The following is a 13,453-nucleotide window of genomic DNA, read 5'->3' on the forward strand; positions in this document are numbered from 1 at the left end:
TTTCAGCGTTTCCGTGCGGCCTCATAGACGGCATAGGTCTTTTCCATCCACTTGTGGATCTCGAACTTCTCGTCGATGGTCCGCAGCGCCCCCTCGCGGCACCGCGCCAGCAGGCCCGGGTCCTCCATCAGGCGCTTCATGGCCTCCGACATGGAGACCGGATCGTCATACCGCACCAGCGCGCCGCAGCCGGCCTCGTCGTTGACGATGTCCCGGTTGCCGCCCATATCGGTGGCGATGACGGGCAGTCCCGCCGCCATGGCCTCGATGATGAGATAGGACAGGGCCTCGTGCTCCGAGGCGTTCACATACAGGTCCGAACCCTTGTAGAGGTTCTTGATGTCCTTGCGGAAGCCGATGAACTTCACCTGCTCCTCCAGACCCAGTTCTTTCACCTGGGCCTTGGAGGGCTCCAGCAGGGGGCCGTCTCCCGCCAGCACCATGGTGAAGGGCACCGCCGTGATGGTGGTCAGCCGCTTGAGGGAGTCGATGAGGTATTTGTGCCCCTTGTCCTCGGCAAAACGGGAGGCGCAGAGCATCACGAACCGGTCCTCCGGGATGCCCAGCTCCTGCCGCAGGGTGGACTCCGACCGGTCCCCGGCCCATGCCGCCGGGTCCACCGAGTTGAAGATCACCTGGATCCGATCCCCGGACCAGCCGTTGGCGATGAGCTGTTCCTTTCCCTTGTTGCACACGGCGATCATCTGATCCTGCCGCTTGTCCATCCAGCGGTTGGACAGGCGGGTCAGGGCATCGTTGGCCAGCACGAAGTGGTTGGTGTATACCACCCGGATGTGGGGGTTGTACTTCTTGGCCAGTAGGGCGGTGTAGTGCTCCCGCAGGTAGTGGCAGTGGACCAGGTCGATCTCCCACTCCCGGCACAGCTCGGCCAGCTCTTTGGCCGCCTTGAAGTCAAAGCGGCGGCGCATCTCCACCCGGCGACAGGGCACGCCCATCTCCTCCAGACGCTCCACCAGGAGCCCGCCCTCGTTGTAGGCGAAATAGGCCTCCACCCGGGTGTGGTTCAGATAGCGGACCAGCGTCTCTACATACCGCTCGGTGCCGGCCTTCCCGGCAAAGTTGAGCAGATAGAGGACCTTCATCATAAAAAGGACCCTCCTTTTCTTTCTTGATTGATGTGGACAGAAACCCACGCTCTTTATTTTACCGTCAACCACTCGGTTTGTCCACTCTTTCTTCCCGATTCTCCTCTTCCCACCGGTTTCCCGATTTGTCTTGAAGGGTATGATAGGTATATGGTATAATAGAGAGCTAAATGCCGTGGAAAATAATACAGGAGTGACCCTTGATTATGAAAACAGGTCTTATCACCTTCCATTTTGCCCACCATTACGGGGCTCAGCTTCAGGCCTACGCCACCATGCGGGCCATTCAGGGCCTGGGCCACGACTGCGAGATCATCGACTTCCGTCTGCCCCACACCACACGCACCAATGAGCTCTTCAAGCGCTCGGCCTCGGTGCGCGCACTGGCCTCTGACGCCCACACCGCCCTCCACTACGGCGCCTTCAAGGCCCGCTATGACCGCTTCAATGCCTTTGTGGAGGAGCAGATGAATCTGAGCCCCCGCCGTTACACCTCCTTTCAGGAGCTGAAAAACGATCCGCCCGCCTATGACGTCTATGTGGCGGGCAGCGACCAGATCTGGAACCCCTTCATCTACGCGGACAAGCAGTTTGAGCCCGCCTTCCTGCTGGACTTTGTCCGGGAGGGTCGGAAGATCTCCTACGCGCCCAGTCTGGCCACCCCCACCCTTCCGCCCCCCTATGACGCCCAGTTCCGGCACTATCTCTCCAGCTTTGACGCCCTCTCCGCCCGGGAGAAGCGGGGACAGGTACTCATGAAAGAGGTGGCCGGACGGGATGCCCGGCTGGTGCTGGACCCCACCCTGCTCCTCACCGGCGAGCAGTGGGGCGAGCTGGCCGTGGCTCCCAAGATCCAGGGGCCCTACATCCTGTGCTACTTTGTCTCCGATCCCGGAGAGGTGGCTCCCTATGTCCAGGCCCTGGCCGAGCGCACCGGCTGGCCCATCGTGCAGCTGGCCGGTGCCCGGCGGAAGCTCCCCGGCGTGAAGGAGCTGGTCTTTGACGCCGGTCCCCGGGAGTTCCTGGGCCTCTTCCAGCATGCCGCCTGCGTGTGCACCAACTCCTTCCACGGTGCGGTCTTCTCCCTCCAGTTCGACCGCCCCTTCTTCACCTCCATGTCCCCCAAGGAGCGGGCCAACCCCACCTTCTCCCGCATTTACAGCCTCCTCTCCCGGCTGGGCTGCGCCGACCGGGTCATCGGCATGGCGACTACCGCCCCCGTGGACGCCCCCATCGACTACGACCATGTCCATGAAAAGCTCACCGAGGCCCGCAGCGACTGTCTGGCCTATCTGAAGGCCGCCATTGAGGGCACCCCCATTCCCCCCGAGCAGACGGATGAGCCCACCGCGCCCGCCAACCGGCCCACTCTGTGCGCCCCGGCGGCCTGCACCGGGTGTACTGCTTGCGCCTCGGTCTGCCCGGTGAACGCCATCTCCATGCAGCCCGACCACGAGGGCTTCCTCCGCCCCGTGGTATCCGACGCCTGTGTGCTCTGCCGGAAGTGCGAGGGAGTCTGTCCCGGCCTGCATCCCCGTCCCGCCGCCGACAGCGATGCTCAGCCCGATCCGGTCCACGCCGTCTGGTGCAAGGAGGAGGCCGTGCGGCAGAAGAGCACCTCCGGCGGCTTCTTCACCGTTCTGGCCCGGGACACCTTCCAGCGGGGGGGCGTGGTCTTCGGGGCCGTGCTGGAGCAGGGCCGCATCGTGCGCCATGCCGCCGCCCGCACCGAGGCGGAACTGGCCCCCATGCGGGGCTCCAAATACGCCCAGAGCGATCTGGGCGACACCTTCCGCCAGATCAAGGATCTTCTGGAGCAGGGAACGCCCGTGCTCTTCTCGGGCCTTGCCTGCCAGGTGGACGGTTTGAACCGCTATCTGGGCCGGGACTACCCCCAGCTCACCACCGTGGATCTGGTGTGTCACGGCGTACCCTCCCCCGCCGTCCTCCGCGCCTTTGTGGAGGAGCTGGAGCACACCCACGGTAAGCAGGTCATGGGCCTGCGCTTCCGGGACAAGGAGCACGGCTGGCAGACCGCCCACCTCACCGCGGAGTTCTCGGACGGCAGCCACTGGACCGAGGTGCTCTATCGCACCACCTTCGGCCGGGGCTTCGGCATGGGACTCTTCCTGCGTCCCTGCTGTGCCCAGTGCGCCTATACCAACACCCACCGGCCGGCCGACTTCACCCTGGGCGACTTCTGGGGCCTGGACCCCAAGCTGGAGCTGCCTACCGACCGGAGCAAGGGCATCTCTCTGGTGCTGGTCAACTCGGGCAAGGCGGAGGAGCGTTTCGCCGCCCTGGCCGACCGGTTCGGCCAGGTGGAGCGCCCCCTCTCCGAGGCAGTGGCGGGCAATCCCCGTCTGGCTTCCCCCAGCGTGCCCAGCCCCAAACGCGCCGCCTTCTTTGCCTCCTTCCGCACCCGTCCCTTTGAAAAGACCGCGGCCCAGTTCCTCTCCCAGCCCCCGCTGCCCTACCGCATGGCCTCCAAGGTCCTCACCCCCCAGATGAAGCAGGTCATCCGAAAGGTTTTGAAGTAGGACTGAAATATTTACAAATTGTTCTGGATTTTTCCGTTTCACCCTGCTAGGATAGGGTAGACTCTGGACAATACTGTTTGGGAGGTATTCGTTTGCGTTCGATCGACACTTGGCTGGACCGCTTCTGCTACAAACATCCGCGGTTCGGGATCCCCCATCTCATCAACTATATCATCTTCGGCAACGTCATCGTCTATGTGCTGGACATGTTCTCCAGCGGTATGGCCAGCGCCCTGCTGGGACTGGATTTTGGGGCCGCCATTCTGAATCTTCAGCTCTGGCGCCTGGTCACCTTTGTCTTTGTGCCCGAGGCCTCCAGGCCGATCTGGTTCGTGGTCGCCATGTTCTTCTATTACTTCCTGGGCAATACCATGGAAGAGAGCTGGGGAAGTGCCAAATTCACCCTGTTCTACCTCTGCGGCGCGGTACTCACCTTCCTGGCCAGCATCGTCACCTATTTCTGGACCGGCGGCACCATGGGCTATATGATCAGCCTCGGTTCGGTCCATGAGACCCTGTTCCTGGCCTTTGCCACCCTCTATCCCGACGCTCAGATCCGGGTGTACTTCATTCTGCCCGTCAAGGCCAAGTGGCTGGCTGGCTTCTATGTCTTCCTTCAGGTGTGGAACATCGTCAGCATGAACCGGGTGTTCCTGCCCATTCTGCTCCCCGTTCTGCTGCCCATGCTGATCGCCGCCTGGGTCAACTACGCCATTTTCTTCTGGTCGGATATCAGCCGCCTGTTCCGCCGTGCCAACGCCCGGCGCCGCCATCAGGCCTCGGCTCAGACCGTCAATTTCAAGAAGGCCACGCAGCAGGCCCAGCAGAAAAAGGGGTACATCCACAAGTGCGCCGTGTGCGGCAAGACCGACACGGACTACCCTGATCTGGAGTTCCGCTACTGCTCCAAGTGCAACGGCTACTACTGCTACTGCAAAGAGCACATCAACAACCACGTGCATATCCAGTGATAAACAAACGGGTCCGTTCCCCTGGAGGGAACGGACCCATTTCTTGTCTATGGAACGACGCTGTATTCTGTTTCCCGCAGGACCACCGGGCTGTGCCGCCACTCCTCCCCACAGGGCGGGACCGCCTCCAGGCACAGTCCGAAGCGGTCGGTACACCGGCTCTCCAGTGCGAAGAGGGCCCGCCCCTCCGGGGAAAGTGCCCGTGCGTGGGCCGGTTTCGTGAGGATGGGGAGGGTGGCCTTTTCCTTCATCTCGGCCAACAGCGCCCTGCCCCGGTGGTTGAAGCCCAGCACCCGCAGATAGGGCACATGCACGGGCCGGTCCCGGGCGGTCAGACCCAGAAAGGCCCAGGTCACCATCCGCCGCAGCCGGGCGTGGGTATAGCGCCGGGTCTTGGCCAGGGTCAAAAATTCCTCCACCGTGCCCGCCGCCCGGCCGCAGCGCACCAGCCGCTCGGGCAGACCCTCTCTGGCCCCGCTGTCGGGGAGGAGGGCCCAGTCTCCCTCCTCCATGGTACGCAGACGGTCCAGCACCAGGCGCTCGCACCGCGCTCCGTCGGCCAGGTTTCCCTGCCAGGGCTGGGTGAGAAATGGCTCTGCCGCCCCGCTCTCTCCTGCCCGCAGCAGCTGCCGCAGATGGGACGCCGAGGCAAAGCCCTCCGCCGCCCCGCCGTCATGGGCCACGCCCTGCCGCTGCACGGTCATGGCCTCCCACCCGGCCGGGAGAAAGCGGAGGTACTCGATCCCCAGGTTGTCGTTGGGCCGGGCCAGGCAGTCCGCCCCGTCCGGCCGCCCCTGTTCCTCCAGCAGCGCGGCAGCCGCCGCCTGCCGGGCCACCGGAAAGGCCATCCCCGTCCCCGCCAGACGGCGCACCTCCCGGTGGTACTCCTCCCGGTTCAGGCAGTCGGCCGCCGCCCGGAGGGACTCCAACTCCCCGCTCTCGCTGCCGAAGGAGAGGGTATCCACCACTCCCGTCCCGGCCAGCACCTCCACCGCCCCCCGGGCAAAGGCCTCGGCCGAGGCGCAGGCCCACAGGGTGGGGAGCTCCAGCACCAGATCGGCGCCCCCCCGCAGGGCCAGCTCCGCCCGGCGCCATTTGTCGGTCAGCGCACACTCCCCACGCTGAACCCAGTGCCCGCTCATGGCGCACACGATGGCCCGCTCCCCGCCCAGACGGCGGCGGGTCTGGGCAATATGCCAGGCGTGTCCCGTGTGAAAGGGGTTATATTCGGCTACTATTCCAACTGCGCGCATAAAAAGGGGCCTCCTTGAAAAAAATCCTATCACATGGGGCAAAGCGGGGTTGTTCTTTCCAGAAAAATACGCTAAAATACATATGTTACAGCTCTATTCTACAATACCTTCCCCCCGGCACACAAGCCGGGGAACCCAAAATAAAGGAGAGTTATGTGTCATGAAGGTTCTTGTTATCAACGCGGGCAGCTCCTCCCTGAAGTATCAGCTGCTGGATCCCAGCACGGAGGAGGTCCTGGCTCAGGGTCTGTGTGAGCGCATCGGCATCGACGGCCGTCTGACCCACAAGATCCCCGCCACCGGCGCCAAGCACGTGTTTGAGATCGCCATGCCCACCCACGCCGAGGCCATCCAGGCCGTTCTGGACGCTCTGACCAGCGCGGAGCACGGCGTCATCAAGAGCATGAGCGAGATCGAGGCGGTGGGCCATCGCGTGGTCCACGGCGGCGAGAAGTTCGCCTCCTCCGTCAAGATCGACGAGGCCGTGATGGCCGCTCTGGAGGAGTGCATCCCCCTGGCTCCTCTGCACAACCCCGCCAACATCACCGGCATCAAGGCCTGCGAGAAGGTCATGCCCGGCGTGCCCATGGTCGCCGTGTTCGACACCGCTTTCCATCAGACCATGCCCGCCAAGAGCTACATCTACGCTCTGCCCTACGAGTACTATGAGAACGACAAGGTCCGCCGCTACGGCTTCCACGGCACCTCTCACAAGTACGTGGCCGGCCGTGCCGCCGCTATGCTGGGCAAGAAGCCTGAGGAGCTCAAGCTGATCTCCTGCCACCTGGGCAACGGCTCTTCCATCACCGCCATCGACGGCGGCAAGAGCGTGGACACCACCATGGGCTTCACCCCCCTGGCCGGCGTGCCCATGGGTACCCGTTCCGGCGATCTGGATGCCGGCATCCTGGAGTACCTGATGAACAAGTACAACATGGACATCAAGGAGATGCTCACCGTTCTGAACAAGAAGTCCGGCGTGCAGGGCATTTCCGGTGTGTCCTCCGACTTCCGTGACCTGGAAGAGGCTGCTGCTCAGGGCAACCAGCGTGCCGCCCTGGCTCTGGAGGCCTTCCAGTACAGCGTGCGCAAGTTCGTGGGCGCTTATGCCGCCGCCATGGGCGGGGTGGACGCCATCATCTTCACCGCCGGCGTGGGCGAGAACGACGCCGCCACCCGTATGGCCATCGCCTCCGGTCTGGAGTTCATGGGCGTGAAGATGGACGCCGAGGCCAACAACGTCCGCGGCAAGGAGGCTGTCATCTCCGCCGCCGACTCCAAGGTCAAGGTCCTGCTCATCCCCACCAACGAGGAGCTCATGATCGCCCGCGACACCGCCGAGATCGTCGGCAAGTAAATTTCTTGCATCGCAGCATCCCCGCGGTCCCAGTCCGGCCGTGGGGATGTCTGTTTTTTCCCACTTCCCCCAAATCATACACTCACTGACAAGGAGGATCTCACTATGTCCACTCCCCATATCGAAGCCGAGCGCGGCGCTTACGCCAAGACCGTTCTCATGCCCGGCGACCCCCTCCGGGCCAAATTCATTGCCGAGACCTTCCTCACCGACGCCGTGCAGGTCAACGGCGTGCGCGGCATGCTGGGCTTCACCGGCAAGTACAAGGGCGTCCCGGTCTCCGTCCAGGGCAGCGGCATGGGCTGCCCCTCCATGGGCATCTACTCCTATGAGCTCTACCACTTCTACGACGTGGAGAATATCATCCGCATCGGCACCACCGGCTCCATCCGGGAGGACCTGAAGGTGGGCGACCTGGTCATGGCCATGGGTGCCTGCACCACCTCCAACTTCGCCGCCCAGTACCACCTGCCCGGCCTCTTTGCCCCCACCGCCTCCTTCCCCCTGCTCAAGACCGCGGAGGCCATTGCCTCCGCCCGGAAGGATCTCCACTGCGTGGTGGGCAACGTGCTCTCGGCCGATGTGTTCTATGACGATGTCTCCCCCGTGGAGGACTGGCGGAAGATGGGCGTTCTGGCTATCGAAATGGAGGCCAACGCCCTCTACTGCAACGCCGCCCGGGCCGGAAAACAGGCCCTGGCCATGTTCACGGTCTCCGATGAACTCCTCACCGGCGCCAGCGCTTCCGCCGCTGAGCGGCAGACTGCCTTCACCGCCATGATGGAGGTGGCCCTGGACACCGCCGCCGCCCTGTAAGGACTCCGCCCCATGATACAGATCAGCAATCTCTCCCTCCCCGTGGGCGGCGGGGAGGAACAGCTGCGCAAGCGCGCCGCCCGCGTCCTGAATCTGCGCCCAGAGGACATCGGGGAACTCCGGCTCATCCGCCAGTCCATCGACGCCCGGAAAAAGAACGACGTCCATCTGGTCTGCACCGTCCAGGTGGCGGTGGACCGGGAGGAGAAGGTCCTCAGCCGCTGCAAGTCCAAGCAGGTCTCCAAGGTGGAGCGGAAGCCCTACCGCTTCCCGCCGGTGCTGCGCCGCTCCTCCCTGCCGCCGGTGGTGGTGGGGATGGGGCCGGCCGGACTCTTTGCCGCCCTCTATCTGGCCCGGGCCGGAATCCCCTGCATCGTATTGGAGCGGGGCCGGGACGTGGACCAGCGCGCCGCGGATGTGGAACATTTCTGGCGCACCGGCGCCCTCTCCCGCACCTCCAACGTGCAGTTCGGGGAGGGGGGCGCGGGCACCTTCTCGGATGGCAAGCTCACCACCGGCACCCATGACAGCCGCATCGGCACCGTGCTGGACACCCTGGTGGGGGCGGGCGCGCCCGCCGACGTGGCCTGGAGCCACAAGCCCCATGTCGGCACCGACGTGCTCCGCCAGGTGGTCAAAGCCATCCGGCTGGAGCTCATCCGCCTGGGCTGCGACGTGCGCTTTGAGAGCCAGCTCACCGCCATTCACACGGAGGAGGGAGCGGTCCGCTCCATCACCGTCACCACGGACACGGGCAATTATGACCTCCCCTGCGATTCCCTCATCCTGGCCCCCGGCCATTCGGCCCGGGACACCTTCGCCATGCTCCACGCCATGGATCTGCCCATGGAGCAGAAGAACTTTGCCATCGGCGTGCGCATTGAGCACCGGCAGCGGGACATCAGCGCCGCCCAGTTCGGGGACTACTGGAAGGACCTGCCCCCGGCCGACTATAAGCTCTCCTGTCACCTTCCCTCGGGGCGCAGTGCCTTCACCTTCTGTGTCTGCCCCGGCGGAGAAGTGGTGGCCGCCGCCTCGGACTACGGCCAGGTGGTCACCAACGGCATGAGCCATCGGGCCCGGGACGGGGAGAACATCAATGGCGGCTTCCTGGTGGGTGTGGGGCCCGAGGATTTCCCCGGGGACGATCCCCTGGCCGGGGTCCGCTTCCAGGAGACCTGGGAGCAGGCGGCCTGGGAGCTGGGGACGGGCGGCGCGGCCCCTCGCTGGCAGGAAGACGCCCCCCTCTTCCACGCCCCCGCGCAGACCGTGGGCGATTTCCTGGCGGGACGCCCCTCCCAGGGGCCCGGCCAGGTACAGCCCACCTACCGCCCCGGGGTCACCTGGAGCGACCTCACCCGCTGTCTCCCGTCCTATGTGACCGACACCCTGCGGGAGGCCCTCCCCATTTTTGACCGGAAGGTGCATGGCTTTGCCGCCCCGGACGCCGTCCTCACCGGCGTGGAGACCCGCTCCTCCTCTCCTGTGCGCATCCTGCGGGGGGAGGATCTCCAGTCCACCGGCCTGCGGGGGCTCTACCCCTGCGGAGAGGGCGCGGGATACGCCGGTGGCATCATGTCGGCCGCCGTGGACGGAGTGCGGGTGGCCGAAGCAGTGGCCACCCGTCCCTGACGGGCTGTCCACTCCCCTTTCCCGGCAAGCACAGTGCAAAAGGAGGCGTTTCCTGTTTTGAAGCGGGACCACACACTCTATTTCCGTCTATTCTCCTCCACCTTTCTGCTCAGCGCCTTTACCTTCGGCGGGGGCTATGTCATCGTTCCCCTGATGAAGCAGAAGTTTGTGGACCAGCTCCACTGGCTGGAGGAGCAGGAGATGCTGGACCTCACCGCCATCGCCCAGTCTGCACCCGGCCCCATCGCGGTCAACGCCGCCATCCTGCTGGGGTACCGGGTGGGCGGGCCGCTGGGGGCCGCCCTCTCCATCCTTGGGACCATTCTGCCGCCCTTTCTCATCCTGTCGGTGGTCTCGCTCTTTTACACCGCCTTCCGGGAAAACCGGGTGGTGGCCGCCGTCCTCAAGGGGATGCAGGCCGGTGTGGCCGCCGTCATCGCCAGTGTGGTGGTGGACATGGGCGGGGACATCCTGCGGCGGCGGGAATGGCTTCCCACCGCCATCATGGCGGGCTCCTTTCTGGTGACCCTGCTCTGGGACGGGCTCAATGTGGCCTGGATCCTTCTGGTCTGCGCGCTTCTGGGCATCACCGCCACCTTTGCCGCCCAGCGCCGGAAGGAGGGTTCGCCTTGATCCTGATCCAGCTCTTTTTCAGCTTTCTCCAGATCGGGCTCTTCAGCTTCGGCGGAGGATATGCCGCCCTTCCCCTCATCCAGACGCAGGTGGTGGACGTCCACCACTGGCTGGATATGGCGGAGCTCACCGATCTCATCACCATCTCCCAGATGACCCCGGGGCCCATTGCCATCAATGCCGCCACCTTTGTGGGCACCCAGATCGCCGGGCCCCTGGGGGCTATTGTGGCCACGCTGGGGTGCGTCTTCCCCTCCTGCGTCATTGTCTCCCTGCTGGCCTGGGTCTACTACCGGTACCGGAGTCTCACCGCCATCCAGGGGGCCCTGTACGGCCTGCGTCCGTCCATCGTGTCCCTCATCGCCTCGGCGGGACTCTCTCTGGTCATAACCGCCTTTTGGGGAACGGAGGGCTTTGCGCCCGTTCTTCCCGATCTTGTGGCGGTAGGGCTCTTTGTGGGAGCCTTCGCCGTGCTGCGCCGCTGGAAGTGTGACCCGGTTGTGGTCATGCTGGGCTGCGGCGTACTGGGTGGCATCCTCTATCTGTTTCTCCCCAGTCTGGGATAAGAAAAACGGTCACAGAAAAGGCAAATGTCCTTTTCTGTGACCGTTCTTTTTTCTTATCCAATCAGAAGAGATCCCGCTTCTTCAGAATGACCGCCACGATGCCGATGATGACCGCGGTAACCGTCAGGGGGAACCACCAGAACTGCGCCAGCGGCAATCCGCTCCCCTCGATATTCATGCCGTAGAAGCTGAAGACGATATTGGGTACCGTCAGCAGAATGGTAATGGAGGTGAGCACCTTCATGATGACGTTCAGGTTGTTGGAGATGACGCTGGCAAAGGCGTCCATCATGCCCGAGATGATGGAGGAGTAGATGTTGGCCATCTCGATGGCCTGACGCACCTCGATGAGCACGTCCTCCAGCAGGTCGTGATCCTCCTCGTAGAGGGTGATGATCCGTCCGCGGAGGATCTTCTCCAGGGTGACTTCGTTGGCCTTCAGAGAGGTATTGAAGTAGACCAGTGACTTCTCCAAATCCAGCAGCTGGATCAGCTCCTTGTTCCGCTGGGATTTGTAGAGCTGCCGCTCCATGTAATTGTAGATCTTGTCGATCTGCTTGAGGTACTGGAGGAAGCGCTTGGCCACCCGCAGCAGCATATAGAGGATAAAGCTGGTCCGCTTCTGGGTCTCGGCATTGCGCACCAGACCGTCCTGGAAATCCTTGATGATGGAGGATTCCTTCAGGCAGACGGTGATGATATGCTTCTCCGTGACGATGATGCCCAGAGGGAGGGTGGAGTACACCACCGCGTCGTCCTTCTCGACGGCGGGCACGTCGATGATCAGGAGGGTCTGCCCGTCCTCCGTGTCGATACGGGAGGTCTCCTCCTCATCCAGTGCGGCCCGGAGGAAGGTGGGTTCCACGCCCAGCGTGGCAGCCACCGTGTTGAGTTCGTCCTCGCTGGGATAGGTCAGATTGACCCAGCATCCGTCCTGGATGGTATCCAGCTTTGTCATTTTCCCGTCAATGGTCTTGTGGATCGAGAGCAAAAAAATCACGCCTTTCCCGGCGGATGGGGTCTGTATCAACAGACAAATTCACCCGCGCGTCTGTGTTTTCGTTTCGTTTCCTGCACCCGGATAAGCGCAAGAATACCACGGCTGCACAGACAGCACGGAAAAAAGGCTCCGGCTCAGGCTCTGCGCGCCGCTGGTTGGATCTCGTTGTTCCGTTTTCGACTCCAAGGGTCGCTGCTCACGGCGCATATCACTCCTTCGCTGGCCAAGCTGATCTGCGGATCTCACTCCGCGCAGGGACCGGCCGAACAAAACCGGTCACCTTGCCATGGGGACGGCATGTCCGCCTGTCCCGTACGCTTCATTATACCTCCCGCCGCGCCCGAATGCAAGGACAAAAAATGCGGCCCCGGATCACCGGGGCCGCATGGCAGAATCAGTGCTTCTGATTAAAGATCTTGAAGATATCGTCCCAGCCGTCATCGGTCATACCGGTGCTCTCACCGGCCGCAGGAGCCGGCGCGCTGGACACGGAGGAGGACACGCTCTGAGACACCGGAGCGGCGCTCACCGGGGCGGACTCCTCCTTCTTCTCCGGAGCGGAGAAGGGCTTGTTGGAGAGGGCGCCGGGGTAGTTGTCCTCGAAACCGGTGGCAATCACGGTGATCCGGATCTCATCCTCCATGTTCTCATCGAAGGTGGTACCGAAGATGATGTTGGCGTCGGGATGGACGGCCTGGCTGACCAGACCGGCGGCGGCGTCCACTTCCTCCAGGCTCATGTCCATGGAACCGGTGAAGTTGATGAGCACGCCCTTGGCCCCGTCGATGGAGGTCTCCAGCAGGGGGCTGGAAATGGCCATCTTGGCGGCCTCCTCGGCCTTGTTCTTGCCGGCGGCCCGGCCCACGCCCATGTGGGCCATGCCGGCGTCCTTCATAACGGCGGACACATCGGCAAAGTCCAGGTTGATGAGGCCGGTCTTCTTGATGAGGTCGGAGATGGACTGCACCGCCTGGCGGAGCACGTCGTCCGCGATCTGGAAGGCGTTGAGGAAAGTGATCTTCTGGTCGGTGGCGTATTTCAGGCGCTCATTGGGGATGATGACCAGGCTGTCCACCTTGTCCCGCAGGTCCTCGATGCCCTTTTCCGCCTGCATCATGCGGCGGCGGCCCTCAAAGTTGAAGGGCTTGGTCACCACGCCTACGGTGAGGATCCCCATCTCCTTGGCCACGTCGGCCACGATGGGAGCGGCGCCGGTGCCCGTACCGCCGCCCATACCGGCGGTGATGAACACCATGTCGGTATTCTCCAGCGTCTTGGAGATCTGGGCCCGGCTCTCCTCCGCGGCCTTGCGGCCCTTCTCGGGATCGGCACCTGCGCCCCGGCCGCCGGTCAGCTTCTCGCCCAGCTGCACCTTGTAGGTGGCGCGGGACACATCCAGAAAGGGCTTGTCCGTATTGGCCGCAATGAAGTCAACGCCCTCCATACCGGTCTCGATCATCCGGTTTACCACGTTATTTCCGCCGCCGCCTACACCGATTACCTTAATGGTAACTACGCTGTCCGGCCCGGTATCCAGTCCAAATGGCATATCTGCTCCTCCTAAGTAAAACAATTCGAC

The 13,453-nt window shown here is 63.5% G+C and carries 11 protein-coding genes; 7 read left to right on the plus strand and 4 right to left on the minus strand.

Features of this window, described 5'->3' with window-relative positions; all coding sequences use genetic code 11:
• Window positions 1-2 precede the first annotated feature (2 nt).
• On the minus strand, window positions 3-1,106 hold the full coding sequence (locus tag I2C21_RS01445) for a glycosyltransferase family 4 protein (RefSeq protein WP_101693518.1): 1,104 nt from the start codon (window positions 1,104-1,106) through the stop codon (window positions 3-5).
• Window positions 1,107-1,312: 206 nt separating this feature from the next.
• Between I2C21_RS01445 and I2C21_RS01450 the strand changes: the two genes are divergently transcribed.
• Window positions 1,313-3,646 carry a polysaccharide pyruvyl transferase family protein gene (locus tag I2C21_RS01450; RefSeq protein ID WP_195278316.1) on the plus strand — a complete coding sequence of 778 codons (2,334 nt, stop codon included), beginning with the start codon at window positions 1,313-1,315 and terminating at the stop codon, window positions 3,644-3,646.
• A 92-nt stretch (window positions 3,647-3,738) separates the two neighbouring features.
• Window positions 3,739-4,617 (plus strand): rhomboid family intramembrane serine protease, encoded by an 879-nt coding sequence (locus tag I2C21_RS01455; protein WP_207730554.1) that lies wholly within the window; start codon window positions 3,739-3,741, stop codon window positions 4,615-4,617.
• Between the two features lie 47 nt (window positions 4,618-4,664).
• Here I2C21_RS01455 and I2C21_RS01460 read toward each other — a convergent pair whose 3' ends face one another.
• Window positions 4,665-5,870, minus strand: coding sequence for a tRNA(Met) cytidine acetate ligase (locus I2C21_RS01460; protein WP_195278317.1), 1,206 nt, complete (start codon window positions 5,868-5,870; stop codon window positions 4,665-4,667).
• A 160-nt stretch (window positions 5,871-6,030) separates the two neighbouring features.
• Between I2C21_RS01460 and I2C21_RS01465 the strand changes: the two genes are divergently transcribed.
• The 5 genes from I2C21_RS01465 to I2C21_RS01485 all read left to right on the plus strand — a co-directional run bounded on the left by I2C21_RS01465 (window position 6,031) and on the right by I2C21_RS01485 (window position 10,874).
• Window positions 6,031-7,227, plus strand: coding sequence for an acetate/propionate family kinase (locus tag I2C21_RS01465; protein WP_101693521.1), 1,197 nt, complete (start codon window positions 6,031-6,033; stop codon window positions 7,225-7,227).
• A gap of 105 nt (window positions 7,228-7,332) precedes the next feature.
• Complete coding sequence (gene deoD, locus I2C21_RS01470; protein ID WP_101693522.1) at window positions 7,333-8,043, plus strand: purine-nucleoside phosphorylase; 711 nt, start codon at window positions 7,333-7,335, stop codon at window positions 8,041-8,043.
• A gap of 12 nt (window positions 8,044-8,055) precedes the next feature.
• Complete coding sequence (locus tag I2C21_RS01475) at window positions 8,056-9,675, plus strand: NAD(P)/FAD-dependent oxidoreductase (RefSeq protein ID WP_195278318.1); 1,620 nt, start codon at window positions 8,056-8,058, stop codon at window positions 9,673-9,675.
• Between the two features lie 57 nt (window positions 9,676-9,732).
• Window positions 9,733-10,308 carry a chromate transporter gene (locus I2C21_RS01480; RefSeq protein ID WP_195278319.1) on the plus strand — a complete coding sequence of 192 codons (576 nt, stop codon included), beginning with the start codon at window positions 9,733-9,735 and terminating at the stop codon, window positions 10,306-10,308.
• Window positions 10,305-10,874 (plus strand): chromate transporter, encoded by a 570-nt coding sequence (locus tag I2C21_RS01485; protein WP_195278320.1) that lies wholly within the window; start codon window positions 10,305-10,307, stop codon window positions 10,872-10,874. The genes I2C21_RS01480 and I2C21_RS01485 overlap by 4 nt, the downstream gene beginning before the upstream one ends.
• Before the next feature lie 61 nt (window positions 10,875-10,935).
• Here I2C21_RS01485 and I2C21_RS01490 read toward each other — a convergent pair whose 3' ends face one another.
• Together I2C21_RS01490 and ftsZ are read right to left on the minus strand one after the other, a co-directional pair.
• Window positions 10,936-11,865 carry a magnesium transporter CorA family protein gene (locus tag I2C21_RS01490; protein WP_180956917.1) on the minus strand — a complete coding sequence of 310 codons (930 nt, stop codon included), beginning with the start codon at window positions 11,863-11,865 and terminating at the stop codon, window positions 10,936-10,938.
• A gap of 403 nt (window positions 11,866-12,268) precedes the next feature.
• A complete protein-coding gene (ftsZ, locus tag I2C21_RS01495; RefSeq protein WP_101693526.1) occupies window positions 12,269-13,423 on the minus strand; it encodes a cell division protein FtsZ in 1,155 nt (384 codons plus the stop codon).
• Window positions 13,424-13,453 lie beyond the last annotated feature (30 nt).

This window comes from Clostridium sp. J1101437_171009_A5, from assembly GCF_015547905.1.
Taxonomy (GTDB): Bacteria; Bacillota; Clostridia; order Oscillospirales; family Oscillospiraceae; genus Pseudoflavonifractor_A; species Pseudoflavonifractor_A gallinarum.